The sequence below is a fragment of the Streptomyces sp. A1277 genome (assembly GCF_004795015.1).
Taxonomy (GTDB): Bacteria; Actinomycetota; Actinomycetes; order Streptomycetales; family Streptomycetaceae; genus Streptomyces.
Genome location: NZ_SSBI01000022.1, coordinates 63,484 through 90,378, shown reverse-complemented (window position 1 = coordinate 90,378; position 26,895 = coordinate 63,484). Strand labels below are relative to the sequence as shown.

Below are 26,895 nucleotides of genomic sequence, written 5' to 3'. Positions count from 1 at the left end.
CCGACTCCGAGAGACACGCGTGCTCATAAAACTCCTACGGGCCTATCTCGCCCCGTACAAGAAACCGCTCGCGGTGCTGGTCGTCTTCCAGCTGTTGCAGACCTCCGCCACCCTCTACCTCCCGACCCTCAACGCCGACATCATCGACCACGGTGTCGTGGAGGGGGACACGGGCTACATCCTTCAGTACGGCGGCGTGATGCTCGTCGTCAGCATCGCCCAGGTGGTCTGCAACATCGGGGCGGTCTACATCGGTGCCCGTACCGCGTCCGCGCTCGGGCGCGATGTGCGGGCGTCGGTCTTCGACCGGGTGCAGTCGTTCTCCTCGCGCGAGGTCGGGCGGTTCGGCGCTCCCTCGCTGATCACCCGGACGACCAATGACGTCCAGCAGATACAGATGCTGGTGCTGATGTCGTTCACGCTGATGGTGTCGGCCCCGATCATGTGCATCGGCGGCGTCGTCATGGCGCTCGGCCAGGACGTCCCGCTGTCGGCGGTGCTGCTCGCCGTGGTGCCGGTCCTCGGGATCGCGGTCAGCCTCATCGTCCGGAGGATGCGCCCGCTGTTCCGGCTGATGCAGACGAGGCTCGACACGGTGAACCGGGTGCTGCGCGAGCAGATCACCGGCAACCGCGTCATCCGCGCCTTCGTCCGCGACGGCTACGAGGAGGGTCGCTTCCGGGGCGCGAACACCGAGCTGACGGACGTGACACTGTCCACGGGCCGGCTGATGGCCCTGATGTTCCCGACCGTGATGACCGTCGTGAACGTGTCCTCGATCGCCGTCGTCTGGTTCGGTGCGCACCGCATCGACAGCGGCGGGATGGAGATCGGCGCGCTGACCGCGTTCCTCGCCTATCTGATGCAGATCGTCATGTCGGTGATGATGGCCACCTTCATGTTCATCATGGTGCCGCGCGCCGAGGTCTGCGCCGAGCGCATCCAGGAGGTCCTGGAGACCGATTCCAGCGTCGTCCCGCCCATCGACCCGGTGCGGGAGCTGCGCGCCCACGGCCATCTGGAGGTGCGCGGCGCGGACTTCCGCTACCCGGGTGCCGAGGAGCCGGTGCTGCGGTCGGTGGACCTGGTGGCGCGGCCGGGCGAGACGACCGCGATCATCGGGTCGACGGGCAGCGGGAAGTCGACGCTGCTCGGTCTCGTACCCCGGCTGTTCGATGTGTCGGACGGCCAGGTGCTGGTCGACGGGACGGACGTGCGGACGCTGGATCCGGTGCTGCTGGCGAAGACGGTGAGCCTGGTCCCGCAGAAGCCGTACCTGTTCTCGGGGACGGTCGCGACGAACCTGCGGTACGGGAATCCGGACGCGACCGACGAGGAGCTGTGGCACGCGCTGGAGGTCGCCCAGGCGAAGAAGTTCGTCGAGGGCCTGGAGGACGGGCTCGACGCGCCGATCGCGCAGGGCGGCACCAACGTTTCCGGCGGTCAGCGCCAGCGGCTCTCGATCGCGCGGACGCTGGTGCAGCAGCCGGAGATCTACCTCTTCGACGACTCGTTCTCGGCGCTGGACTACGCGACGGACGCGGCGCTGCGGGCGGCGCTGCTGCGGGAGACCGCGCGGGCGACGGTGGTGATCGTGGCCCAGCGGGTGTCCACGATCCGTGACGCCGACCGGATCATCGTGCTGGACGAGGGGCGGGTCGTCGGGACCGGCACCCACCACGAGCTGATGGACGGCAATGACACCTACCGGGAGATCGTGCTCTCCCAGCTGACGGAAGCGGAGGCCGCGTAATGGCCGGGCCTGGCGGACGCATGATGGCGGGCGGGGCGCCGACCGAGCGGTCCATGGACTTCAAGGGTTCCTCGAAGCGGCTGCTGAAACGCTTCGCCGTCGAGAAGAACACGCTGTACGCGATGCTGGTGGGGATCGCGCTGAGCGTCGGGCTCTCCGTGCTCGGCCCGAAGGTCCTCGGCAAGGCGACCGACCTGGTGTTCGCCGGGGTCGTCGGCCGGAGCATGGACCCGGGGACGACGAAGGAGCAGGCCGTGGAGGGCCTGCGCAGGACCAACGGCAGCCTGGCCGACGTGCTGTCCACGGTGGACTTCACGCCGGGCCAGGGCATCGACTTCACCGCGGTGGGCCAGGTGCTGCTCATGGCACTGACGGTGTACCTCGGCGCCGGGCTGCTGATGCTGGTGTCCACGCGGCTGGCGATCCGGGTGATCAACGGGGTCGTGTTCCAGCTGCGCGAGGACATCCAGACGAAGCTGTCGCGGCTGCCGCTTTCGTACTTCGACCGCGCCAAGCGCGGTGACGTGCTGAGCCGGGCGACCAACGACATCGACAACATCTCGCAGACGATGCAGCAGACGATGGGCCAGCTCATCAACTCCCTGCTGACGATCATCGGCGTGCTGGTGATGATGTTCTGGATCTCGCCGCTGCTGGCGCTGGTCGCGCTGGTGACGGTGCCGCTGTCGGTGGTCGTGGCGACGAAGGTCGGCAAGCGCTCGCAGCCGCACTTCGTCCAGCAGTGGAAGGTGACGGGCAAGCTCAACGCCCACATCGAGGAGATGTACACCGGGCACACCCTGGTGAAGGTCTTCGGCCGGCAGGAGGAGTCCGCCCGGGACTTCGCCGAGCAGAACGAGGCGCTGTACGAGGCCGGGTTCAAGGCGCAGTTCAACAGCGGGATCATGCAGCCGCTGATGATGTTCGTCTCGAACCTGAACTATGTGCTGATCGCCGTGGTCGGTGGTCTGCGGGTCGCCTCCGGCACGCTGTCGATCGGTGACGTGCAGGCGTTCATCCAGTACTCGCGGCAGTTCTCGATGCCGCTGACCCAGGTCGCCTCGATGGCGAACCTGGTGCAGTCGGGGGTGGCGTCGGCGGAGCGGATCTTCGAGCTGCTGGACGCCGAGGAGCAGGAGCCCGACCCGGCGAAGGACGAGGGCGAGCACCCCGGCATCCTGCGGGGCAGCGTCGCGCTGGAGAAGGTGGCGTTCCGCTACGACCCGGAGAAGCCGCTCATCGAGGACCTGTCGCTGAACGTCGAGCCGGGCCACACGGTCGCGATCGTCGGCCCGACGGGCGCCGGCAAGACGACGCTGGTCAACCTCCTGATGCGGTTCTACGAGGTGACGGGCGGCCGGATCACGCTGGACGGGGTCGACATCGCGAAGATGTCCCGGGCCGATCTGCGGTCGGGCATCGGCATGGTGCTCCAGGACACCTGGCTGTTCGGCGGGACCATCGCGGAGAACATCGCGTACGGGGCGTCGGGCGAGGTCACCCGGGAGCAGATCGAGGAGGCGGCGAAGGCGGCCCACGCCGACCGCTTCATCCGCACCCTGCCGGACGGCTACGACACGGTGATCGACGACGACGGCGCCGGGGTCAGCGCGGGCGAGAAGCAGCTGATCACCATCGCGCGGGCGTTCCTGTCCGACCCGGTGATACTGGTGCTGGACGAGGCGACGAGCTCCGTCGACACCCGTACCGAGGTGCTGATCCAGAAGGCGATGGCGGGCCTCGCGCACGGCCGTACGAGCTTCGTGATCGCGCACCGGCTCTCCACCATCCGGGACGCCGACGTCATCCTGGTCATGGAGAACGGGTCGATCGTCGAGCAGGGCACGCACGACGAACTGCTGGCGGCCGAGGGCTCGTACGCCCGGCTGTACGCGGCGCAGTTCGCCCAGGCGGTCGTCGAGGTCGACTGAGCCGTACGCGGGTTCCGCGGCTGCCCGGCCGCACGCGCGTGCGCGTCAGTCGAGGTAGCCGCGGAGCTGGTCGGCCGAGGCGTGGTCGCGCAGCTTGTTGAGGGTCTTGGACTCGATCTGGCGGATGCGTTCGCGCGTCACGCCGAAGATGCGGCCGATCTCCTCCAGGGTGCGGGGCCGCCCGTCGGCCAGCCCGTAGCGCAGCTGGACCACCTTGCGTTCGCGCTCGCCCAGGGTGGAGAGCACCGCTTCGAGGTGCTGGCGCAGCAGCAGGAAGGCCGCGGACTCCGCGGGGGAGGCGGCGTCCCCGTCCTCGATGAGGTCGCCGAGCGAGACGTCGTCCTCCTCGCCGACCGGGGCGTGCAGGGAGACGGGCTCCTGGGCGAGGCGCAGGATCTCGCCGACCCGTTCGGGGGTGAGGTCGAGATGGGCGGCGACCTCCTCGGGCGTGGGCTCGTAGCCCCGTTCCTGGAGCATGCGGCGCTGGACCCGGACGACGCGGTTGATCAGCTCCACGACGTGGACCGGGACCCTTATGGTCCGGGCCTGGTCGGCCAGCGCCCGGGACATGGCCTGCCGTATCCACCAGGTGGCGTACGTCGAGAACTTGTAGCCGCGGGCGTAGTCGAACTTCTCGACGGCCCGGATCAGGCCGAGGTTCCCCTCCTGGACGAGGTCGAGCATCGTCAGGCCGCGGCCCACGTAGCGTTTGGCCACCGAGACCACCAGGCGCAGGTTGGCCTCGATGAGGCGGCGCTTGGCGGCCCGGCCCATGACGACGAGGCGGTCCAGGTCGACGGCGAGGCGGGTGTCCGGGTCCGGGGTGCGGGCGAGGCGTTCCTCGGCGAACAGGCCGGCCTCGACGCGACGGGCGAGCTCGACCTCGTCGGCGGCGGTGAGCAGCGGGATGCGGCCGATCTCGCGCAGGTACTGGCGGAACAGGTCGGAGGAGGGCACGGTCTCCGTCCGGCCGCGCGGCTCGGGGGGGTCCTCCGGCTCCGGGGACTCCTCCATGACCGCCTCGGGCGGCTCGGGGTGGTCCTGCGCGTCCCGGGGCCCGGGCGCGGATGCCGGGGGGTGCCCGCCGGCTTCGGGGTGGTACGCGGCCCGGGCCTGTACGGGGATGGCCGGGACGCACTCGGTTTCGGTCACGGTCCGGGTCTGCACGGGGGCGACCTCCAGGTGATCGCTGCCGGACCGCGGGGGTGGGCCGCGCTCCGATGACTCAGGCACCGCCATCCAGTGTGGGGTACGACACACAGCTGCCACGAGGGGCGTGCGGTGACTTTCTGGAACCCCTGGGGGCCGTTCCGTGACCGGGAGGGGGCGGCGGGCCGGAGGTCAGAGGGCGTCGGCGCCGTGGCTGCGCAGGGACTGGGCGTACTGCTGGAGGACCCAGACCTCGTTCTGCGCGGCGGCCAGGTGGTCGGGGGCGACGTTGCTGCCGAGGCGGGCCAGGCTGCTCTGGACGTCGTTGATCCGGCGGTCCACGGCGCGCAGGCGGACGTGGACGAGTTGCTCGCCCGCGTACGTCTCGTCGATGTTCTTGCCGATGAAGACCTCGACCGCCAGCTCGGTGACGAGCTTGCGCACCGTCTCGTTGGGGGTGGCGTCGAGCACCCGGACCAGGTATTCGCGGCTGTCGCCGAGGCCCTGTTCGGCGCCGCCGGCCTCCGCGACGCACTGGCGCACGGCGGCGTAGGGCGGGGCGGTGAACTCGTCGGCCCCGTAGGCGTCGAAGGCGGGCGAGACCAGCTCGGGCCGCTGGAGGGCGAGCTTGAGCAGCTCGCGCTCGGTGCGGTGGGCGGGGCTGCGGAGGTTGAGCGCGGGGCCGGAGGGGACGGGCGGGGCCTGGACCTGCTGGTGGCGGCCGCCGTTGCGGGAGGCGGGGGCCGGGCCGCGCCGGTCGCCGCCCCGGCCGCGGGCCCACTGGGCGAGCTGGTTGACCCGGTGGACGACGTACTCCTGGTCCAGGATGCCGACGAAGCCGGCCAGCTGGACGGCGACCTCGCGCTGGATGCTGCCCGTCTTGATCTTGGCGACGACGGCGGCGGCCTCGTCCAGCGCGGCGGCGCGGCCCGCCGGGGTCTCCAGGTCGTAGCGGGCGACGATCTGGCGCAGCGCGAACTCGAAGAGCGGGGTGCGGGGTTCGACCAGGTCGCGGACGGCGTCGTCGCCCTTGAGCAGGCGCAGGTCGCACGGGTCCATGTTGTCCGGGGCGATGGCGATGTAGGTCTCGGCGGCGAACTTCTGGTCGTCCTCGAAGGCGCGCAGGGCGGCCTTCTGGCCGGCCGCGTCGCCGTCGAAGGTGAAGATCACGCGGGCGCTGCCGTTGTCCATGAGGAGCCGGCGCAGGATCTTGATGTGGTCGCCGCCGAAGGCCGTGCCGCAGGTGGCGATGGCGGTGGTGACCCCGGCGAGGTGGCAGGCCATCACGTCGGTGTAGCCCTCGACGACGACGGCCCGGCTGGACTTGGCGATGTCCTTCTTGGCCAGGTCGATGCCGTAGAGCACCTGGGACTTCTTGTAGATGGGGGTCTCGGGGGTGTTGAGGTACTTCGGGCCGTTGTCGTCGTCGCGCAGCCTGCGGGCGCCGAATCCGACGACGTCCCCGGCGGTGTCGCGGATCGGCCACATCAGGCGGCCCCGGAAGCGGTCGATGGGGCCGCGTCTGCCGTCCTGGGAGAGGCCGGAGGTGATCAGCTCCTTGTCGCTGAAGCCCTTGCCGCGCAGGAAGCGGGTGAGGTGGTCCCAGCCGGCCGGGCTGTAGCCGACGCCGAAGTGGGCGGCGGCCGCCTGGTCGAAGCCCCGGTCGGCGAGGAACTTGCGGCCGATCTCGGCCTCGGGGCCGTTCAGCTGGTCCACGTAGAACTGGGCGGCCGCCTTGTGCGCCTCGACCAGCCTGATCCGCTCGCCGCGCTGATGGGAGGGGTTGTAGCCGCCCTCCTCGTAGCGCAGGGTGATGCCGGCCTTGGCGGCGAGCCGCTCGACCACCTCGGCGAAGGTCAGGTGATCGATCTTCTGCACGAAGGCGATCGTGTCGCCGCCCTCCTGGCAGCCGAAGCAGTGGAAGAGGCCCTTGCTCGGACTGACCTGGAAGGAGGGGGACTTCTCGTCGTGGAAGGGGCACAGTCCCTTGAGGTTTCCCCCGCCGGCGTTGCGCAGCTGGAGGTACTCGGAAACGACGGCGTCGATCGGGACCGCGTCCCGTACCGCCTTCACATCGTCGTCATTGATCCTGCCTGCCACGGGTGAAGTCTACGGGTGGGGTCGGACAGACATGGTGCGGGCGGGTGCGCCGCGGTGGCCCGGCCGGGGCCGGCGCAGGGGCGGATCGGGCTCCCCCGGGCCGGTCCCGGACCGCTCAGACCAGGGATTCCAGGGGCACCGAGGGGTCGGCCAGGGCATCCGGGTCGACCGGCCGGCCGGCCTGGATCAGCTTCTGCAGGGTCTCCGTGACGTCCCACACGTTCACGTTCATCCCGGCGAGGACGGTGCGGTCCTTCAGCCAGAACGCGATGAACCGGCGTTTGCCCGCGTCGCCCCGGATGACGACCTGGTCGTAGCTGCCCGGGGGTGCCCAGCCGGAGTATTCGAGGCCGAGGTCGTACTGGTCGGAGAAGAAGTACGGCACCCGGTCGTAGCTGACGTCCTGGCCGAGCATGGCGCGGGCCGCCGCCGGGCCGCTGTTCAGGGCGTTGGCCCAGTGCTCCACGCGCAGCCGGGAGCCGAGCAGCGGATGGACCGCGCACGCCACGTCGCCGGCGGCGTAGATGTGCGGGTCGCTGGTGCGCAGCGAGGCGTCGACCGCGATGCCGCCGCCCTGTTCGCGCGGGGCGATGTCGAGACCGGCCGCCTCGGCGAGCGCGGTGCGGGGGGCGGCGCCGATCGCGGCGAGCACGTCGTGGGCGGGGTGCTCCTCGCCGTCGTCGGTGCGCACGGCGAGGACCATGCCGTCCTGGCCGACGATCTCGGTGAGCCGGCCGCCGAAGTGGAAGCGGACGCCGTGGTCGCTGTGCAGCTCGGTGAAGATCTGGCCGAGCTCGGGGCCGATGACCCGCAGCAGCGGGGTGGCCTCCGGTTCGACGACGGTGACCTCGGCGCCGTAGCCGCGGGCCGCCGCCGCGACCTCCAGGCCGATCCAGCCGGCCCCGGCGATCACCAGGTGGCCGTTGTCGCGGCCGAGCGCGGCCAGTACGTTGCGCAGCCGGTCGGCGTGGGCGAGGCGGCGCAGGTGGTGGACGCCGGCCAGGTCCGTGCCGGGCACGTCGAGGCGGCGCGGTTCGGCGCCGGTGGCCAGCAGCAGCTTGTCGTAGTGGATGACGGCGCCGTCGCCCAGCTCCACGGACCGGGCCTCGCGGTTCAGCGCGGTGACGGGCTGGCCGAGGTGGAGCTCGATGTCGGCGGAGGCGTACCAGGCGGTCTCGTGGACGAAGACGCTGTCGCGGTCCTCCTTCCCGGCGAGGTACCCCTTGGACAGCGGCGGGCGTTCGTAGGGATGGTCGCGCTCGTCGCCGATCAGGATGACCCGGCCGCTGAAACCCTCCGACCGGAGCGTCTGGGCTGCCTTCGCCCCGGCGAGTCCTCCGCCGACGATGACGAACGTCCGATGTGCGTCGACCACTTGATGCCTCCTCGGTGCTTGCTGCTGCGCGGCGCCAACTGCGAGCGTCCCGCACGCAGCGTAGTGGCGAAAGGGGTTGTGGCCCGATCAGGTCACTCCCGGTGGTGGCCGCTCCCGGGCGCGGTGAGCGAGCGGTGCAGGGCGCGGGCGGAGGCGTCGGTGAGGGCGGCGATCTGGTCGACGAGGACCCGCTTGCGGGCCCGGTCGTCGGGCGCCGCCTCGTACAGCGCGCGCAGCTGCGGCTCCAGGCCCTCGGGGGCGCGGGCGGTCAGCGCGGCGGCCAGCTCGGCGATGACGATCCGCTGGTCGGCGCGGATCTCCTCCTGCTCGGCGCGCTGCATGACGTAGCGGTCGGCGATGGCCTTGAGCACCGCGCACTCGTTGCGCGCGGCGCGCGGGACGACGAGCTCGGCCCCGTACCGGCTGAGGCGTCCGGTGCCGTGCGCCTGGCGGGTGGCGGTCTCGGCGGCGAGGCAGAACCGGCCGATCAGCTGGCTGGTGGCGTCCTTCAGCCGGGCCTGGGCGACGGCGGACCCGTCGTAGCCGTGCGGCCACCACTCCTGGGCGATGAGCCGGTCCAGGGCTTCGGCCAGTTCCCGCGGGTCGGTGTCGGCGGGGACGTACCGTCCGACGGCGACGTCCCAGATCTCCCGGCGCTCCGGCTCGGCCTCCAGGCAGTTGGGGTCGATGTGCCCGGCGTGCAGTCCGTCCTCGAAGTCGTGGACGGAGTACGCCACGTCGTCGGACCAGTCCATGACCTGGGCCTCGAAGCACTTGCGGTCCTGCGGGGCGCCCTTGCGGAACCACTCGAAGACCGGGAGGTCGTCCTCGTAGACGCCGAATTTGGGCGAGCCGGGGTCGGTGGGGTGCGCGCCCCGGGGCCAGGGGTACTTGGTGGCGGCGTCCAGGGCGGCGCGGGTGAGGTTGAGCCCGACGCTGGCCAGGTCGCCGGTGCGGGTGTCGGGGACGAAGCGCTTGGGTTCGAGGCGGGTCAGCAGCCGCAGCGACTGGGCGTTGCCCTCGAAGCCGCCGCAGTCGGAGGCGAAGTCGTTGAGCGCCTGCTCGCCGTTGTGGCCGAAAGGCGGGTGTCCCATGTCGTGGGAGAGGCAGGCCGCCTCGACCAGGTCGGGGTCGCAGCCGAGGGCGGCGCCGAGCTCGCGGCCGACCTGGGCGCACTCCAGGGAGTGGGTGAGCCGGGTGCGCGGGCTGGCGTCCCAGGCCGGGGTGCGGGTGCCCGGCGTGACGACCTGGGTCTTCCCGGCGAGTCTGCGCAGCGCGGCGGAGTGCAGGACGCGGGCGCGGTCGCGCTGGAAGGCGGTGCGGCCGGGGCGTTTGTCCGGCTCGGGATCCCAGCGCTCGGCGTCGGCCGGGCCGTAGGGCGCCGGCCCGGGGTGCTGTGTGCCGTCCGTGCCGTTCATGGCACCGACCCTAATCGGCCGCGCCGACAGGAGGGGTCAGGCGGAGGCCGGGAAACGTGTGTTCATCAGCCTTTCGTACGCCGGCGCGCCACCGGCCCGCGCCTGGTCGTAGCGGTGCAGGAGCAGCCGGGCCATCGCCGGGTGGGCGCCGAGCGGGGCGGCGGCGATCCAGGGCGCCCCGGCCGTCGCGGCGGAGGCGAAGCGCCCGGGTGCGGTGAAGCAGGAGGCGACGGCGATCCGGCGGTGGCCCCGGGCGGAGAGCGCGCGTACGGCGGCCGGGACGGCGGGGCGCGGCGGCCACCGGGGCCGGGGCGCTCAGACCGAGGTGACCGGGGCCGTCTCGGCGGAGACCCAGCCCAGGTAGCGGGCGCTGCCCCGGAGGATCGGCAGGGCGATGATCTCCGGAGTGCCGTAGTCGTGCGCCTCCTGGAGGTGGGCCTCCAGCTCGTCGTACCGTTCGGCCGTCGTCTTGAACAGCAGCTGCCACTCCTCGGTGGACTCGATGGCGTTCTGCCAGCGGTAGACCGAGGTGACGGGCGCGGAGATCTGCACGCAGGCGGCGAGCCGTGCCTCGACCACTCCCCGCGCCAGTTCCCTGGCCTTCTCCTCGCTGTCCGTCGTGGTCAGTACGGTCAGCCATGCCGGCGTCGTCACTTCGCGGTCTCCTCGCAGCGGTGGGCGGTTGCGCTTCCGGCTGATTGTCGGCCCTCCGCCCCCGACACGCCATCAGCCGGCGTACGAATGGGCCTTTCTCGCGGCCCGCAGTGCCCGGCCCCACCAGACCAGCTGGTCGAGCAGCGACTTCGCGGCGGCGTCGGCCCCGGCCGGGTCGCGGTGCGTGCCCTCGTCGTCGAACTGGGCGCCGGCGTTGTGGAAGGAGACCGTGTCGCGGATCGAGACGGCGTGCAGTTCGGCGAAGACCTGCCGCAGGTGCTCGACCGCCCGCAGCCCGCCGGAGACCCCGCCGTAGGAGACGAAGGACACCGGCTGGGCCTGCCACTCGGCGCGGTACCAGTCGATGAGGTTCTTGAGGGGCGCCGGACAGGAGTGGTTGTACTCGGGGGTGACGACGACGAAGGCGTCGGCCCTCGCCGGCCGCGCCCCGACATCGGCCACCACTTCACGGGTGCCGGGCCCCGGGCGGTAGGAGAGGGCGGTGGGCAGGTCGAGCCCGGCGACGTCGATCAGCTCGGTCTCGATCGCCGGGTGGCCGTCGGCGTGGGCGAGGAACCAGTCGGCGATGACCGGCGCGAACCGGCCCTCGCGGTTGCCGGCGAGGATGACGGCCGCCTTCAGGGGAGCGGCTTCGGTCACGGGGGTGGCGGTGGATTGCGCGGTGATGAGGTCCACGGCGAAGACGTTCGTACGTCAACCATGGTTGAGGTCAATCGTGACGGGGAAGGGCCGGAGCCGGCGGCCCGGCGCGGGATCATGGCCCCATGGAGACCCCCGCCGAAGGCCCGCGCCCCGTACCCCTGCAGATCCACATCGAGGGCTCACGGCTGCCCGGCCGCTCGTGCCCGCCGGGCCCCGGCTTCGCCGGCTACGAGAACGTCCACGTGGGCGTGCAGCGCAGGGACTCGCCCGGCGAACTCCTCGGACTGCACCCGGGCGACGCGGCCGGCGCCCGCTGGACCCTGGACTGCACGGCGGCCGCGGAGGCGGACGGTGTCGCGGTCCGGGGGCCGTATGTGCAGAACCGGCTCGGCGGGCGCTTCGTCTACCTCTCCTGGGGCACGGTCGACGGCGACGGCCTGTTCTCCATGTTCCGGCGGGCCAAACTGATGTTCACGGACATCGACGCGGCCGTCCTGGAGGCGGCCGCGTCCTCCGGGCACCTCACCGCACGGCTCCCGCTCTCCGACGCCGAGGGGCGGCCCCGCTGCGCACGCGTCCGGCCGCCAGTCGTCCAGTGGTCGGCCACCGCGCCGTAGCGCCCCACGCAGTCCGCCCCCTCCGGACCCAGGGGGGGTGGGTGCAGGAGGGGGCGGCGACCGGGGGCGGCGGTGCATACCGTCCCGTGGGGGGGGTTGTGTTGCGTGTTCCCGCCCAGAGCCGGGTCACTCATGTGATGTACGACACATTTACCGGCGGGCTCGTCACCCGATCGGCACCGGGGCACGAAGAACCGCCCGTCCCGCCCGCGGCCACCGCCGCGACCTGCGGCGATACCCCATGGCAAGGAGGCCGCGCCGGGCCGTACGGGTGGAAGCTGACTCGTTGTCAGCAGGCATGAGGACTCGTACGGCTGTTGGCTCGGAGCAAGGACACACCCGCCAGCGCCCCTTGCTCGGAGGAAACCCCCATGCGCCGTCCTGCCCGCCTCGTGACCGGCACCGCTGCCGCGGCCCTCGCCGCCGCCGCGCTCGGCCTCAGCGCCGCCGCCCCGTCCGCGTACGGGGACGAGCCGGCACCCCTGCGGATCACCCCGGCGAGCGCCGCCCCGGGCGCCACGGTCACCGTGAACACCACCGCCTGCGGGAGCGACACCGGCGCCACCGGAGACGCGAGCGCGCTGAACGCCCCTCGCTTCCCGCTGGCGCCCGCCACGCTCAAGGAGGTGCTGGCCGGTTCGTTCCGGGTGCCCGGCGGCGTCGAGCCCGGGCCGTACAGCGTCGGCGTGGAATGCGCGAACGGCAAGGAGGCCACCGGCGAGATCGAGGTGAAGGCCGCGGACCGGGCGGCCAGCGCCTCGCGGGACGCCGGCGCCGGCCTCCCCGCCGAGTCCTCCGACGACCCCGCCGAGGACCCCGGCGCCTCCCCCGACTACGACTTCTCCGGCCCGAACGGCCTCGGTGGCCAGGACGGGCAGGGCGGGCAGGACGGGCAGAGCGGCCAGGACGGGCAGAGCGGCCGGGACGGGCAGAGCGGCCTGGACTCCCTCGACGGACTGGACGAGGCGGAGGCCGCCGGTTCCGCCCTCGTGCCGGACGCGCCCGCGGACGCGGGCCCGGCCACGCCCGGCGAGCGCCCGGCCCCTTCCGGCCACCAGAGCGTGCCCGGCCGGGACGAGGCCGGGTCCGGCGGGCGCGAGACCCCCACCGGCCCGCGCACCTCGGCCGCGCCCACCGCCCCCACGGGGCACGTGAAGACCGGAGTCGGCGGCAGCGTCGGACCGGACACCACCCAGATCGCGGCGGGAGCCGGCGTACTCGCCGCTGCCGCCGTCGGCGGAGCCTGGCTCCTGCGTCGCCGGGCGAGCGGCACGCAGGACGCCGGCTGACGGAGGCATCCACCCCTCCGTAACCGCCCGGTATCCGTCCCGGTGGCCCCGCGCCACCGGGACGGGACCGTTCCGTTTCCGTACCCGGAGGACGACCGTGTCCCAGAAGGCCAAGGGCTGGCTGCTCGTCGTCGTGGCGCTCGCCGGTGCCTGGCTGATCCAGAACGGCGCGGACACCCGGCTCACCCCGCCGGGCCCGGCCGCCGCCGAAGCCTTCGCCGCAGGACCCGCCCTGCTGCCCGGGTCGCCGGTCGCCGGACCCCTGCGCCCCTCCGCCCCCGTCCGCATCAGGATTCCCGCCATCCGGGTCGACGCGCCGATGATGCGCCTCGGCCTCGGGGCCGACGGCAGCCTCGACGTACCGCCGGCCGGGAACACCGACATCGTCGGCTGGTACAAGGACGGCACCCCGCCCGGCGCCAAGGGCACGGCGATCGTGGCCGGCCACGTCGACAACGCGCAGGGCCCGTCCGTCTTCTACGACCTGGGCTCCCTGAAGAAGGGCAGCACCGTCGAGGTGGACCGGCAGGACGGCCGCACCGCCGTCTTCACGCTCGACGCGATCGAGGTGTACGAGAGCGAGGACTTCCCCGACCAGCGGGTGTACGGCGCCTCGGAGCACGCCTCGCTGCGGCTGATCACCTGCGGCGGCGGGTTCTCCGAGTCGACCGGCTACCGGGGCAACGTGGTGGCGTACGCCCATCTCACCGGCGTGCGATGAGGACGCCGCTCAGCTCTGCCACTGGTCGAAGGCCAGCTTGGCGACCAGTGAGAAGACGACCACCAGCAGCACCCCGCGCACGAACTCGCTGCCCCTGCGCAGCGCCATCCGCGCTCCGAGCAGCCCGCCCGCCAGGTTGAACACCGCCATCAGCGCGGCCAGCTGCCACAGCACGTTTCCCTGGTGGGCGAACATCGCCAGGGCGCCGGCGTTGGTGCAGACGTTGACGATCTTGGCGGTGGCGGAGGCCGTCACCAGGTCGAGGTGGAGCACCGCGGTCAGCGCCAGCACCAGGAAGGTCCCCGTGCCCGGCCCGAACAGCCCGTCGTACAGGCCGATGCCGCCGCCCACCAGGACGATCGCGGTGACCGTACGGGCCCGGGTGACCCGGGGCGGTACCCCCTCCCCGGCCGCCCGGCCGAACTGGGGCCGCAGCATCACGAACGCGGCGACCGCCAGCAGCACCACCATGATCACCGGGCGCAGCACGTCACTGCTGATCCCGGCGGCGAAGAACGCGCCGGTCATCGATCCGGCCAGGGCCGCGAGCCCGATCCGCACCGCCGTGCCGACCTTCACCGGCGCCTTGCGCGCGTAGGTGACGGCGGCGCCCGAGGTGCCGACGATGGCGACCGCCTTGTTGGTGCCGAGGATCTGCGCGGCCGGCAGGTGCGGCAGGCCCAGCAGCAGCGCGGGCAGCAGGAGCAGCCCGCCGCCGCCGACCACGGCGTCGATCCAGCCGGCCGCCGCTGCGGCGAGGCACAGCACGACGAGTGTGGTCAGGGTGATGTCGGGCATGACCGCGACCCTAAGGAGAAGGCACGTGTGCCGTCCAACGATCTCGGTGGCGGGGCCGGAAAGTTGAGCCAACTCTGAGGTTCCCGCAGCCCACGGTCCCTTTTTCTCTCCCGCCGGCGGCCTCACGCACCCTCCCCACGGGTGCTGAGCGCAAGGTTCCTCCCGGGAAACAGCGGGGAACCGGCCGGGTAACACCGCCGGGCCACGCTCCTGGTCATGAGCGCACAGGCCCAGGGCCTGAAGCCCCCGCTCCATTACCGGACGATCGAGGACCTGCTCGCCATCGAGGCGTACGCACGGACGGCGACGACCGGGGCGGTGGCCGGCGGCGGGCTGCTCGGGCTGGCGTCGGACGGCCGGGTGTACGGGCTCGTGGCGCCCGGGTACGAGACGGCGCTGACGGCCGCCGAGGTGATCGCGGGCGGGCGGGCCGCGTTCACGGGCGCCGACCTGTCCACGAAACTGAAGCTGCTCGGGGAGGACGTGGCCTCGTTCGGCGACGCGCACGGCGCCGAACGAGGGCTGCCTCGACGTCGTGTACGCGGACGCCCGCTCCGGCGTCTACAAGAAGCTGGTGGTCGCGCCGGACGGCACCCTGCTCGGCGGGGTGCCGGTGGGCGACGCCGAGCAGTACGGCACGCTGCGCCCGATGACCGGGACCGTGCTGCCGGTCGCCCCGGGGCAGCTGGTGCTGCCGGCCGGGGCGGGCGGCCCGGTGGCGCTCGGCCCCTCCGCGCTGCCGGACGAGGCGGTGATCTGCTCCTGCCACAACGTCACCAAGGGCGCGATCCGCGAGCACACCACCCTGCCCGAGGTGAAGAAGTGCACCAAGGCGGGCACCGGCTGCGGCAGTTGCGTCAAGGTCATCGGCCAACTGCTCCCGCAGAGCCGGGACGCGGGCCTGTGCGGCTGCTTCGCGTACACCCGCAGCGAGCTGTACGAGATCCGTCCGCACCCTGGGGATCACCTTGTACGCGGACCTCCTCGACTCACACGGGCGCGAGGCGGCGCGCGGCGGTGACGGCTGCGAGGTCTGCAAGCCGACGGCCGGCTCGGTCATCGCCTCTCTGGCGCCGACGGTCGGCGCGAGCGGCTACGTCCTGGACGGTGAGCAGGCGGCCCTCCAGGACACCAACGACCACTTCGTGGCCAACCTCCAGCGCAACGGCTCGTACTCGATCGTGCCGCGCGTCCCCGGTGGCGAGATCACCCCGGAGAAGCTGATCGTGATCGGCGAGGTGGCCCGCGGCTTCGGGCTCTACACCAAGATCACCGGCGGTCAGCGCATCGACCTCTTCGGCGCCCGCGTCGACCAGCTGCCGCTGATCTGGACCCGGCTCGTGGACGCGGGCTTCGAGTCCGGGCACGCGTACGCAAGTCGTTGCGGACGGTCAAGACCTGTGTGGGGCGGACCTGGTGCCGATACGGCGTGCAGGACTCCGTGCGGATGGCGATCGGCCTGGAGCTGCGCTACCGGGGCCCGCGCTCCCCGCCCAAGCTGAAGTCGGCGGTCTCGGGCTGCGCCCGGGAGTGCGCCGGGGCCCGGGGCAAGGACTTCGGGATCATCGCCACGGCCGGCGGCTGGAACCTGTACGTGGGCGGCGACGGCGGCGCCACCCCGCGCCACGCCGACCTGCTCGCACAGGACCTGTCGGACGCCGAACTGGTCCGGCTGATCGACCGGTTCCTGATGTTCTACATCCGCACCGCGGACCGCCTGGAGCGCACCTCGGCCTGGCTGGAGCGCGTCGACGGCGGCCTGGAGCACGTCCGGGACGTCGTCGTGCACGACTCGCTCGGGCTCTGCGACGAGCTGGAGCGGCTGATGGCCGACCATGTGCGCGGCTACCGCGACGAGTGGGCCGAGACCGTCAACGACCCCGAGCGGCTGCGCCGGTTCGTCACCTTCGTCAACGCCCCCGACGCACCCGGCCCGTCGGTGGGGTTCGTCCCGGAACGCGACCAGGTCAAGCCCGATCCGGACATCCTCGCGGGCCCGGTTCTCGCCATCCGCACTCTTGAAGGGACCGCCCCCTGATGCCACAGACGATCGAGACCGCGCAGGACACCCGGACCATCCGGCTCACCGCGGGGAACGGCTGGGTCACGGTCTGCGACCGCTCCCTGCTCACCCCGGGCCGCGGGGCCGCCGCCCTTCTCCCGGACGGCCGGCAGGTCGCGCTGTCCGTGGACCGGGGGGGGCGGACGTACGCGATCGACAACCGCGATCCGTTCACCGGCGCCTACGTCCTCTCGCGGGGCCTGGTCGGTTCGGACGGCGGGCAGCCCTTCGTCGCCTCGCCGCTCCTGAAGCAGCGCTTCGACCTGGCGACGAGCGCCTGCCTGGACGACGACGAGGTCTCCGTACCCGTCTTCGAAGTCCGCGCGGACTGACCGCCGCCCCGGACACACGCACCGATGACCGGGAGAACCCCCGAACGGGTACTTCCGGCCATCCGGGCCCCCGGTCGTACGCTTGATCCATGAACCAGGGCTGGCACGCGCGCGACATACCCGACCAGAGCGGCCGGACGGCCGTGGTGACGGGAGCCAACAGCGGAATCGGGCTGATCACCGCACGGGAACTGGCCCGCAGCGGGGCCCGGGTGCTGCTCGCCTGCCGTGACGAACGGCGCGGCAAGGAAGCGGCGGCCCGCATCCGGTACGCGGTGCGGGGCGCGGACGTGGAGTTCGCCGCACTGGATCTGGCCGATCTCTCCTCCGTACGCGCGTTCGCTGCGGACTACCGGGCGGACCGGCTCGACCTGCTGATCAACAACGCCGGTGTGATGGCCCTGCCGTACGGGCGGACCGCCGACGGTTTCGAGACCCAGTTCGGCGTCAACCACCTGGGGCACTTCGCGCTCACCGGGCTGCTGCTGCCGAAGCTGCTGGCCACCCCGGGCGCCCGGGTGGTGAGCGTGTCCAGCGGGCTGCACGCGCTGGCCGACATCGACGTGGGCGACCTCAACAGCGAGCGGAACTACCGCCGCTGGATCGCCTACGGCCGCTCGAAGACGGCCAATCTGCTCTTCGTCCACGAGCTGGCCCGGCGGGTCGCGGCGGCCGGCGGCGGCCTGGTCGCCGCCGCCGCGCACCCCGGTTACGCGTCGACCAACCTCCAGACGGCGGGCGCCCGGATGGAGAACCGCAGGACGGCGGAGCGGGTCATGGAGCTCGGCAACCGCATCATCGCCCAGCCCGCGTCGGCCGGCGCCCTGCCCACCCTGTACGCGCCACCGCGCCGGGGGTGCGGCCCGACTCGTTCACCGGGCCGCGGCTGCTGGGCTGGCGCGGCGCGCCCCGCCCGTCCTGGCGGGCGGGCTGGACGCGCGGCGACGTGGCGGGCGAGCGCCTGTGGGTGGCCTCGGAGCAGCTGACCGGGGTGACCTTCGCGGGGCTGTAACTCAGCCCTGGTCCTGGACGGCGGACGGGTCCATCCAGACGACCTCCCAGATGTGGTGGTCGGGGTCCTGGAAGGACCGGCCGTACATGAAGCCGAGGTCCTGCGGCTCGTTGGCGGGCGATCCGCCGTTCGCGAGGGCGGCGTCGGCGAGCTCGTCCACCTTCTCGCGGCTGTCCGCGCTGAGCGCGAGTTCTTGGCCGTCTCCAGGTCCTTGACCGGCAGGTTCACGAAGATCATCTGAGCCATGGCTGTCTCACTCTCTCGGTGCGTGTTCCGTGTGCGTCCGGCGTACGCGGTGCGTGTCTGTCGAGCATGTGTCAACAGATAGACGCCGGGGCCGCCCGAAACTCATCGGTGGCGGGCGGCGAATCCTTTCCGCACGGCGCCGGACGGAAAACCCCGGGTGCTCAGGACACCGCGAGCGGCGCCCCGCCCCGCAGCAGCGAGCCGCCGAGCGGGGTCAGGGTGTGCAGGACCGAGCTGCCGTGCCGCAGCGTGTGGACGAGGCCCGCCTCGCGCAGCACGCAGGCGTGCTGGCTGGCCGAGGCGAGGGAGACCCCGGCGCGGCGGGCCAGTTCGCTGGTCGTGCAGCCGTCGCCGATGGCCCGCAGGACCGTGGAGCGGGTCTGGCCGAGGAGCCGGCCGAGCCAGGGGCCCGGTTCGGCGAAGCCGGGGGCCGCGGGGTGGGCGACCGGGTAGACGAGGACGGGCGGGAGCAGGGGGTCGCGCAGGACGACGGGGGCGCCCCGGCAGAAGAACGACGGCTGCAGGAGCAGCCCGCGCCCGTCCAGGTGGAGGTCCCGGTCGACCGGGTAGTCCGCCTCCAGGACGGGCGCCCGCCAGCGGATCACCGGTGGCAGCGAGGCGAGCAGTTCGCCGGTGCCGCCGTCCAGGAGCGCGCGGCCCCGGATCGCCCGGTCTGCCTCGACGGCGGACTGGATGTGCGGCCAGTACGGCTCGACGGCGGCGCGGTGGTAGTCCCGCAGGGCACCGACGAGCCGGCCCAGGGGCTCGGCGCCGCCCTCGCGCAGCGGTGCGAGCCCGGCGCGCCGGGTGCCGGGCGCCCCCCGGTCGTCCACCATCGCGATTTCGGCCCGCAGCCGTTCGGGCGTGGTCGCGCGCACGGCCTCCATTCCGGCGTCGAGGCCGAGCGGTTCGGCGCTTTCCTGAGAAGGCGTCAGGAAGTCGGGGAAATATCCGCGCGGTGGAACGACGGCGGACAGCAGACGTACTTCACCGCTCAGCCGAGGGCGGGTTTCCGTGCGCCATTTTCCGAACACCGCTGAAGCCCTCCGGTCCCTCAGCCGGTGAAAGCTGAGAATGGTCTCCCACAGCGCGTCCGGCCCGGCGGCCATCCGCACCTTGGAAAGGTCCCATCCGGAGACATGGATACGCAGCACCGAACTCCCACCCCTTGCACCTGCAATTCCCCACTCGCAAGAGTATGCGAACCGTAACAGCACGTCACCACGGGGTTTCGGCCAGAGGTGAAACGTCTCGCCCCGACCCACCGCCGGGCGAAAGGCTGTACGGCGTCGGGTGCGATTCCGGAGCCACCGGAAGAGCGAGCGAAGGCCGTGGGGGGTTTTGCTCGTTCGGCGGCGGTTGGCAATGGTGCGGCTCCGCACTCGACGGGGGTAAGCGGGGTGCGGCCCATGGGTGGGGATCCATGGGCCGCACCCTGGTCCGTTCGGGCCGATTCCTTTGCGTATTAAACGAAGCAATGACTGCCGGTAACCCGGCCGGTTAACCGGCGTGGAATTTACTCGTACATGACAACGTCACGAGCCCGGGTACGACAAGGCGGCGGCACCCCCGCACAGGGTGCCGCCGCCGCGGAATTCCGCGGCGGCCGCCGGTTCGGTGAGGGTCGGAAGAACCGGCGGCGCCTGCGGAATCAGTGGGTGGTGCCGCGTCAGCGGCTGTCGCTGCCGCGCGACTCGGCGGCCGCCCGCCCCGCTTCCAGACGGGCCACCGGAATACGGAACGGCGAGCAGGAGACGTAGTCGAGGCCCGCCTCGTGGAAGAAGTGCACCGACTCGGGGTCGCCCCCGTGCTCGCCGCAGACGCCGAGCTTCAGGTCGGGGCGGGTGGCGCGGCCGGCCGCCACGGCGCTGCGCACCAGCGAGCCGACGCCGTCCTTGTCGATCGTCTCGAACGGCGAGACCCCGAAGATGCCCTTCTCCAGGTACGCGGTGAAGAAAGACGCCTCCACGTCGTCGCGGGAGAAGCCCCACACCGTCTGGGTCAGGTCGTTGGTGCCGAAGGAGAAGAACTCCGCCGCCTCCGCGATCTGCCCCGCCGTCAGCGCGGCGCGCGGCAGCTCGATCATCGTGCCGATCTTCAGCTTGAGGTCCGTGCCGGTGGCGGCCTGCACCTCGGCGATGACCCGGTCCGCCTCCTCGCGGACGATCTCCAGCTCCTGGACCGTGCCGACGAGCGGGATCATGATCTCAGCGCGCGGGTCGCCCTTGGCGCTCTTGCGGGCGGCGGCGGCCTCCGCGATGGCCCGCACCTGCATGGCGAACAGACCGGGGATGACCAGGCCGAGCCGGACCCCGCGCAGCCCCAGCATCGGGTTCTGCTCGTGCAGCTTGTGCACGGCCTGGAGCAGCCGCAGGTCGTTCTCGTTGGCGTCCTTGCGGGACTCCGCGAGCGCCACCCGCACCGACAGCTCGGTGATGTCGGGCAGGAACTCGTGCAGCGGCGGGTCCAGCAGCCGTACGGTGACCGGCAGGCCGTCCATCGCCTCGAACAGCTCGATGAAGTCCGCCTTCTGGAGCGGCAGCAGCTGCTCCAGGGCCGTCTCGCGCTCCTGGTCGGTGTCGGCCAGGATCAGCTTCTCGACCATCTCGCGGCGCTCGCCGAGGAACATGTGCTCGGTGCGGCACAGGCCGATGCCCTGGGCCCCGAAGCGGCGGGCCCGCAGGGCGTCCTCGGCGCTGTCGGCGTTGGCCCGCACCCGCAGCCGGCGCACCCGGTCCGCGTACGCCATGATCCGGTGCACGGCGGCGACCAGCTCGTCGGCGTCGTCGGCGCCCGCGTGCATCCGGCCCTCGAAGTACTCCACGACCGGGGACGGCACGACGGGGACCTCACCGAGGTACACCTTGCCGGTGGAGCCGTCGACGGAGACGAGGTCGCCCTCCTCCACCACGGTGTCGCCGACCGTCAGCCGGCGGCGCTTGGTGTCGACCTCGATCTCCTCGGCGCCGCAGACACAGGTCTTGCCCATGCCCCGGGCGACGACGGCGGCGTGCGAGGTCTTGCCGCCGCGCGAGGTAAGGATGCCCTCGGCGGCGATCATGCCGTCCAGGTCGTCCGGGTTGGTCTCGCGGCGGATCAGGATGACCTTCTCGCCGGAGCGGGACCACTTGACGGCGGTGTACGAGTCGAAGACCGCCTTGCCTACCGCCGCGCCCGGGGACGCGGCGATGCCCCGGCCGAGCCGCTGGGTCTTGGCGGTGTCGTCGAAGCGCGGGAACATCAGCTGGGCGAGCTGGGCCCCGGTGACCCGCTGGAGGGCCTCGGCCTCGTCGATGAGCCCCTGGTCCACCAACTGGGTGGCGATCCGGAAGGCGGCACCGGCGGTGCGCTTGCCGACCCGGGTCTGGAGCATCCACAGGTGGCCGCGCTCGATGGTGAACTCGATGTCGCAGAGGTCCTTGTAGTGGGTCTCCAGCGTCTCCATGATCTTCAGCAGCTGGTCGTACGACTGCTTGTCGATCGTCTCCAGCTCGGCGAGCGGCACGGTGTTGCGGATGCCCGCGACGACGTCCTCGCCCTGCGCGTTCTGGAGGTAGTCGCCGTAGACGCCCTGGTGGCCGCTGGCCGGGTCACGGGTGAAGGCGACGCCCGTACCGGAGTCGGGGCCGAGGTTGCCGAAGACCATCGAGCAGACGTTGACGGCGGTGCCGAGGTCGCCGGGGATGCGCTCCTGGCGGCGGTAGAGCTTGGCCCGGTCGGTGTTCCACGAGTCGAAGACCGCCTTTATGGCCAGGTCCATCTGCTCGCGCGCGTCCTGCGGGAAGTCGCGGCCTGCGTCCCGCGCGACGATCTTCTTGAACTGCTTGACCAGCTTCTTCAGGTCGGCCGCGTCGAGGTCCACGTCGACGGTGACGCCCTTGGCCTCCTTCGCGGCCTCCAGCGCCTCCTCGAAGAGGTCGCCGTCGACCCCGAGGACGGTCTTGCCGAACATCTGGATGAGGCGGCGGTAGGAGTCCCACGCGAACCGCTCGTCACCGGCCTGGCCGGCGAGGCCCACGACCGAGGCGTCGGAGAGGCCGATGTTGAGGACGGTGTCCATCATGCCGGGCATCGAGAACTTGGCGCCCGAGCGGACCGAGACCAGCAGCGGGTCGTCGGCCTGGCCGAGCTTCTTGCCCATCCGCGTCTCCAGGGCGTCGAGGTGCGCACTCACCTCGTCGCGGAGCGCCGCCGGCTCCTCACCGCTCTCCAGATAGACCTTGCACGCCTCGGTGGTGATGGTGAACCCGGGGGGGACGGGGAGACCGAGGTTGGTCATCTCGGCGAGGTTGGCCCCCTTCCCGCCGAGCAGGTCCTTCAGATCCTTGTTGCCCTCGGTGAAGTCGTAGACGAACTTCTGCACATCACTGTTTTCCGACACGGTCTCGACTCCTCGAAGACGCGGTGGCTGCCCTGACGGCGAGGAACATACCCAGATCGAAGGTGTGCCGGTACGTCCACTTGCGCGTCTCACGGCCGTAACCACCCGTCCGCCAGCAGATCGAAAGTCACCCGGCCGACAGGCCCGCCGAGCGATGCGTTCAGGACTCGTACACACGATTACGGAGAGCGCCCCAGGACCGGCATTTCGGTGGCTGAAAGTAGCCGAAGCCTCGATCGATCAAAGTAGAGGTACCTGGCACCCAGTGCCATCATTTGAGAAGTGCAGCCCTCATTTTCGCGCTCATCAGAGCACAGTCCCTCTCAAGGTGGCGAGAATCACGCCGGAATGGCCGCTCAGATGTCACCATCCGGACACCCGTTTGGCAACACAGCGCGAGACAACGTTCACACAGAGGCGTGAAAGGAGGCCATAGATGCACGCAGAGCATCGTTTCGTGTCCCGGGGGCCCGATTGACGGCCCGCGAAGCGCTCAAATGAGCAATCAGCTCAGGAGGGCACCGGGTGCCCTCCCCGCGCACGGCTCCCTCAGCCCCCGGAGGTGTCCAGCTCCGCGTCGGCGCCGACGCCCGCGCAGTCGTACGGGTCCTTCAGCCAGCCGTCCGGGAGGGCCACCCGGTTGTTGCCCGAGGTGCGCCCGCGCGGTCCGTCCGCGCCGTCCGGCCAGGGCTGGTCGAGGTCCAGCTCCTGGAGCTGGGAGCCCAGCTCCTCCAGGGACGAGGTGATCGCCAGCTTCTTGCGCATCTCGGAGCCGACCGCGAAGCCCTTGAGGTACCAGGCGACGTGCTTGCGGAAGTCGATCACGCCCCGGGCCTCGTCGCCGATCCACTCCCCCAGCAGCGTCGCGTGGCGCAGCATGACGTCCGCGACGGTGCGCAGCGTGGGCGCCTGCCGCGTCGCGGTGCCCTCGAACGCGCTGACCAGGTCGCCGAACAGCCAGGGGCGGCCCAGGCAGCCGCGCCCCACGACCACGCCGTCGCAGCCGGTCTCGCGCATCATGCGCAGGGCGTCGTCCGCGCACCAGATGTCGCCGTTGCCGAGGACGGGGATCTCCGGGACGTGCTCCTTGAGGCGGGCGATGGCCTCCCAGTCGGCGGTGCCGCCGTAGTGCTGGGCGGTCGTCCGGCCGTGCAGGGCGACCGCCGTGACGCCCTCCTCCACGGCGATCCGGCCGGCGTCGAGGAAGGTGAGGTGGTCGTCGTCGATGCCCTTGCGCATCTTGATGGTGACGGGCAGGTCCCCGGCGCGCGAGACGGCCTCGTGCAGGATCGCGCGCAGCAGCGGCCGCTTGTACGGAAGGGCCGAACCACCGCCCTTGCGGGTGACCTTGGGGACGGGGCAGCCGAAGTTCAGGTCGATGTGGTCGGCCAGGTCCTCGTCCACGATCATGCGGACCGCCTTGCCGACCGTGACCGGGTCCACTCCGTACAGCTGGATGGAGCGCGGGGTCTCGCTCGCGTCGAAGTGGATGAGCTGCATGGTCTTCTCGTTGCGCTCGACCAGGGCCCGCGTCGTGATCATCTCGCTGACGAACAACCCCTTACCGCCCGAGAACTCCCGGCACAGCGTGCGGAAGGGGGCGTTGGTGATGCCGGCCATGGGGGCCAGGACCACCGGCGGCTGCACGGTGTGCGGGCCGATACGGAGCAGCGGGGGCGAGGGGGCGAGCGTGGTCATGGCCCCATTGTCCCGTACCCGGGCCACTGCTCGGCCGGCGGCCGGGGCCCGCCGGTGGGAGGGAAAAGGGCGGGCGTCGTCGGAGCCCGGCCGTAGCGTGGGGCTTCCGGCAAGGAGCCGGCAGACGAAGGAGACGAAGGTCATGACACCTCATTCGCCCTTGACCCGGATCGCCACCGAGCGCGCCACGGCCGCCCCCAGCCGCCGCGTGCTGCTCACGCTCGGCGTCGCGGGCGCCGCCGGCGCGCTGCTCCTGGGCGCGGGCCCCGCCCGGGCGGCGACCGCCCGTACGTCCGCCTCCGCCACGGCCCGGCTGCGCGAGCTGGAGCGGGTGCACGGCGCCCGCGTCGGCGCGTTCGCGTACAACGTGGCCACCGGGGTCGCGGTCCGGCACCGGGCCGAAGAGCGCTTCCCCATGCTGTCCACCTTCAAGACGCTCGCCGCGGCGGCCGTCCTGCGGGATCTGGACCGGGACGGCGAGGTCCTGGACAAGGTGATCCACTACACGGAGGCGGACTGCGTGTCCGATTCGCCGGTCACCGGCACCCCGGAGAACATCGCGAACGGGCTGAGCGTCGCCCGGCTGTGCGACGCGGCCATCGGCGACAGCGACAACACCGCCGCCAATCTGCTGCTGCGCGAACTGGGCGGGCCGGGCGCGGTCACGCGTTTCGCGCGCTCGCTGGGCGACCGGGTGACCCGGCTGGACCGCTGGGAGCCCGAGCTCAACTCCGCCGAGCCGGGCCGGGTCACGGACACGACCAGCCCCGGCGCCCTCGCCCGTGATTACGCGCGGCTCGTCCTGGGGAACGTGCTGGAGCCCCGGGACCGCGAGCGGCTGACCGAGTGGCTGCTGAACTGCCGGACGAGCGGCACCCGCTTCCGGGCCGGCCTGCCACCGGAGTGGACGGTGGCGGACAAGACCGGCGGCGGCTCGTACGCCTCGTGCAACGACGTGGGCGTCGCGTGGACGCCCGAGGGGGCGCCGGTGGTCCTGGCGGTGCTGACGACGAAGCCCGGCGGCGATTCCGCCGCGGAGGGCGACCACCTGCTGGTCCGGGAGGCGGCAGCGGCACTGGCAGCGGAGGTCGTTAGTTAGCCGTACTATCGATGGATGCCTGAACTGAGCCACCGGCGGCGGATGCTGGTGCTGGCGATCTGCTGCATGAGCCTGCTGATCGTCAGCCTCGACACCACCGCCCTGAACGTCGCCCTGCCCGCCATGCGCCGGGAACTGGACGCGAGCGTCGCGGGGATGCAGTGGACGATCGACGCGTACACGCTCGTCCTCGCCTCCCTGCTGATGCTCGCGGGTTCCACCGCCGACCGGATCGGCCGGCGCAGAGTCTTCATGGCCGGGCTCGTGCTGTTCACGCTGGGCTCGGCGCTGTGCTCGCTGGCGCCGAACCTGGAGGCGCTCGTCGCGTTCCGGATGGTGCAGGCCGTCGGCGGCTCCATGCTCAACCCGGTGGCGATGTCGATCATCACCAACACCTTCACCGACCCCCGTGAGCGCGCCCGCGCGATCGGGGTCTGGGGCGGTGTCGTCGGCATCTCGATGGCGGCGGGCCCGGTGGTCGGCGGCGGCCTGGTCGACTCGGTCGGCTGGCGGTCGATCTTCTGGGTCAACCTGCCGGTCGGCATCGCAGCCCTGCTGCTGACCTGGCGTTACGTCCCCGAGTCGCGCGCCCACCGGGCCCGCCGCCCGGACCCGGTGGGCCAACTCCTGGTGATCACGCTGCTGGGCTCGCTGACGTACGCGATCATCGAGGCCCCGCAGAAGGGCTGGGGCTCCACCGAGATCCTGCTGTTCGCCTCGCTCGCGGCGGCCGCCCTGGCCGGCCTGCTGGTGTACGAGCCCCGGCGCGCGGACCCGCTGATCGACCTGCGGTTCTTCCGCAGCGTCCCGTTCAGCGGGGCGACCGTCATCGCGGTGAGCGCCTTCGCCGCGCTGGGCGGTTTCCTCTTCCTCAACACCCTCTACCTCCAGGACGTCCGGGGGCTGAGCGCGTTCGAGGCCGGCCTGTACACGCTGCCGATGGCGGCCGTGGTCTGCGTCCTGTCGCCGCTGTCGGGGCGGCTCGTGGCCAGTCGGGGGCCGCGCATACCGCTGCTGGTCGCGGGCGGCTCGATGGCGGTGAGCGGGCTGATGCTGGCGGCGTTCGACGCGGAGACCGGCACGGTCTCGATGTTCGCCGCCTACGTGCTGTTCGGCCTGGGCTTCGGCTCGGTGAACGCGCCCATCACCAACACCGCCGTCTCCGGCATGCCGCGCTCCCAGGCGGGCGTGGCGGCGGCCGTCGCCTCCACCAGCCGGCAGATCGGCCAGACCCTCGGCGTCGCCGTGATCGGCGCGGTCCTCGCGGCGGGCATGGCGCACCCCGGCGCGGCGGACGGATTCGTGGCGGCGAGCAGGCCCGGCTGGTGGATCGTCACCGGCTGCGGGTTCTGCGTCCTGCTGGTGGGGGCGCTGAGCAGCGGACGCCGGGCGCGGGACACGGCCCGCCGGACCGCCGAACGGCTGGCGGAGCCGGTTGCCGATGCCCCGGCCGCCGGGCCCACCGCTCAGTCCTCGGCGGCGCGCACGGGGTCCTGAGGTGGCTGCCCCGGCGGCCGGACTTCGGCGGTGCGCACCAGTTCCTGAAGCTGTTCCCTGGCGGCGGTCGCCCTGACGACCCTGCTGACCCTGCGGCTGC

The 26,895-nt window shown here is 72.0% G+C and carries 18 protein-coding genes and 4 pseudogenes; 10 read left to right on the top strand and 12 right to left on the bottom strand.

Translation table 11 applies throughout. The annotated features are described in order from the left end of the window. Positions 1-19: 19 nt before the first annotated feature. Both E6R18_RS17005 and E6R18_RS17000 read left to right on the top strand, forming a co-directional pair. On the top strand, positions 20-1,753 hold the full coding sequence (locus E6R18_RS17005) for an ABC transporter ATP-binding protein (protein ID WP_136317735.1): 1,734 nt from the start codon (positions 20-22) through the stop codon (positions 1,751-1,753). Continuing rightward, positions 1,753-3,684, top strand: a complete 1,932-nt coding sequence (locus E6R18_RS17000) for an ABC transporter ATP-binding protein (RefSeq protein WP_136317734.1) — start codon at positions 1,753-1,755, stop codon at positions 3,682-3,684. The genes E6R18_RS17005 and E6R18_RS17000 overlap by 1 nt, the downstream gene beginning before the upstream one ends. 45 nt (positions 3,685-3,729) lie before the next feature. On the opposite strand, the gene E6R18_RS16995 is transcribed toward E6R18_RS17000, so the two are convergent. The 7 genes and pseudogenes from E6R18_RS16995 to E6R18_RS16965 form a co-directional block, all read right to left on the bottom strand. Next, on the bottom strand, positions 3,730-4,923 hold the full coding sequence (locus E6R18_RS16995; protein ID WP_240799763.1) for an RNA polymerase sigma factor: 1,194 nt from the start codon (positions 4,921-4,923) through the stop codon (positions 3,730-3,732). A gap of 102 nt (positions 4,924-5,025) precedes the next feature. Further along, positions 5,026-6,933: a DNA primase gene (gene dnaG / locus E6R18_RS16990; protein WP_136317733.1), complete on the bottom strand. Its 1,908-nt coding sequence runs from the start codon at positions 6,931-6,933 to the stop codon at positions 5,026-5,028. Between the two features lie 115 nt (positions 6,934-7,048). After that, positions 7,049-8,308, bottom strand: coding sequence for an FAD-dependent oxidoreductase (locus E6R18_RS16985; protein ID WP_136317732.1), 1,260 nt, complete (start codon positions 8,306-8,308; stop codon positions 7,049-7,051). 92 nt (positions 8,309-8,400) lie between these two features. After that, the gene (locus E6R18_RS16980) at positions 8,401-9,726 is read right to left on the bottom strand and encodes a deoxyguanosinetriphosphate triphosphohydrolase (protein ID WP_136317731.1); all 1,326 of its coding nucleotides are present in this window, start codon (positions 9,724-9,726) and stop codon (positions 8,401-8,403) included. A 36-nt stretch (positions 9,727-9,762) separates the two neighbouring features. Beyond that, positions 9,763-10,008 (bottom strand): annotated as a pseudogene (locus E6R18_RS34895) (sirohydrochlorin chelatase); the annotation flags it as partial. A gap of 33 nt (positions 10,009-10,041) precedes the next feature. Beyond that, on the bottom strand, positions 10,042-10,380 hold the full coding sequence (gene cutA, locus E6R18_RS16970; protein ID WP_136317730.1) for a divalent-cation tolerance protein CutA: 339 nt from the start codon (positions 10,378-10,380) through the stop codon (positions 10,042-10,044). Between the two features lie 72 nt (positions 10,381-10,452). Next, positions 10,453-11,076, bottom strand: a complete 624-nt coding sequence (locus E6R18_RS16965) for an NAD(P)H-dependent oxidoreductase (protein WP_136317729.1) — start codon at positions 11,074-11,076, stop codon at positions 10,453-10,455. 89 nt (positions 11,077-11,165) lie between these two features. On the opposite strand from E6R18_RS16965, the gene E6R18_RS16960 reads away from it, so the two are divergent. The 3 genes from E6R18_RS16960 to E6R18_RS16955 all read left to right on the top strand — a co-directional run bounded on the left by E6R18_RS16960 (position 11,166) and on the right by E6R18_RS16955 (position 13,670). Next, a complete protein-coding gene (locus E6R18_RS16960) occupies positions 11,166-11,660 on the top strand; it encodes a DUF5990 family protein (protein ID WP_136317728.1) in 495 nt (164 codons plus the stop codon). A 371-nt stretch (positions 11,661-12,031) separates the two neighbouring features. After that, complete coding sequence (locus E6R18_RS34075) at positions 12,032-12,949, top strand: hypothetical protein (protein WP_168712374.1); 918 nt, start codon at positions 12,032-12,034, stop codon at positions 12,947-12,949. Between the two features lie 97 nt (positions 12,950-13,046). After that, positions 13,047-13,670, top strand: a complete 624-nt coding sequence (locus E6R18_RS16955) for a class F sortase (RefSeq protein WP_136317727.1) — start codon at positions 13,047-13,049, stop codon at positions 13,668-13,670. A 9-nt stretch (positions 13,671-13,679) separates the two neighbouring features. Here E6R18_RS16955 and E6R18_RS16950 read toward each other — a convergent pair whose 3' ends face one another. After that, positions 13,680-14,468 (bottom strand): TSUP family transporter, encoded by a 789-nt coding sequence (locus E6R18_RS16950; protein ID WP_136317726.1) that lies wholly within the window; start codon positions 14,466-14,468, stop codon positions 13,680-13,682. 342 nt (positions 14,469-14,810) lie between these two features. On the opposite strand from E6R18_RS16950, the pseudogene nirB reads away from it, so the two are divergent. The 3 genes and pseudogenes from nirB to E6R18_RS16935 all read left to right on the top strand — a co-directional run. Then, positions 14,811-16,506: pseudogene (nirB, locus tag E6R18_RS16945) on the top strand (nitrite reductase large subunit NirB); the annotation flags it as partial. Next, positions 16,503-16,862 carry a nitrite reductase small subunit NirD gene (gene nirD, locus E6R18_RS16940; RefSeq protein WP_136317725.1) on the top strand — a complete coding sequence of 120 codons (360 nt, stop codon included), beginning with the start codon at positions 16,503-16,505 and terminating at the stop codon, positions 16,860-16,862. The pseudogene nirB and the gene nirD, both read left to right, overlap by 4 nt. A gap of 89 nt (positions 16,863-16,951) precedes the next feature. Further along, a pseudogene (locus E6R18_RS16935) lies at positions 16,952-17,874 on the top strand (oxidoreductase). Position 17,875: 1 nt separating this feature from the next. Here E6R18_RS16935 and E6R18_RS16930 read toward each other — a convergent pair. The 4 genes and pseudogenes from E6R18_RS16930 to dusB all read right to left on the bottom strand — a co-directional run bounded on the left by E6R18_RS16930 (position 17,876) and on the right by dusB (position 24,199). Beyond that, a pseudogene (locus E6R18_RS16930) lies at positions 17,876-18,120 on the bottom strand (VOC family protein). A gap of 161 nt (positions 18,121-18,281) precedes the next feature. Continuing rightward, positions 18,282-19,274, bottom strand: coding sequence for a helix-turn-helix domain-containing protein (locus E6R18_RS16925; protein ID WP_206308303.1), 993 nt, complete (start codon positions 19,272-19,274; stop codon positions 18,282-18,284). A 515-nt stretch (positions 19,275-19,789) separates the two neighbouring features. After that, on the bottom strand, positions 19,790-22,501 hold the full coding sequence (ppdK, locus tag E6R18_RS16920; protein WP_136317723.1) for a pyruvate, phosphate dikinase: 2,712 nt from the start codon (positions 22,499-22,501) through the stop codon (positions 19,790-19,792). Positions 22,502-23,050: 549 nt separating this feature from the next. After that, positions 23,051-24,199 (bottom strand): tRNA dihydrouridine synthase DusB, encoded by a 1,149-nt coding sequence (gene dusB, locus E6R18_RS16915; RefSeq protein ID WP_136317722.1) that lies wholly within the window; start codon positions 24,197-24,199, stop codon positions 23,051-23,053. A gap of 142 nt (positions 24,200-24,341) precedes the next feature. Here dusB and bla point away from each other — a divergent pair, with 142 nt between their 5' ends. Beyond that, positions 24,342-25,298: a class A beta-lactamase gene (bla, locus tag E6R18_RS16910; protein WP_136317721.1), complete on the top strand. Its 957-nt coding sequence runs from the start codon at positions 24,342-24,344 to the stop codon at positions 25,296-25,298. A 15-nt stretch (positions 25,299-25,313) separates the two neighbouring features. Then, positions 25,314-26,795 (top strand): MFS transporter, encoded by a 1,482-nt coding sequence (locus tag E6R18_RS16905; RefSeq protein ID WP_136317720.1) that lies wholly within the window; start codon positions 25,314-25,316, stop codon positions 26,793-26,795. The last annotated feature ends 100 nt before the right edge of the window (positions 26,796-26,895 follow it).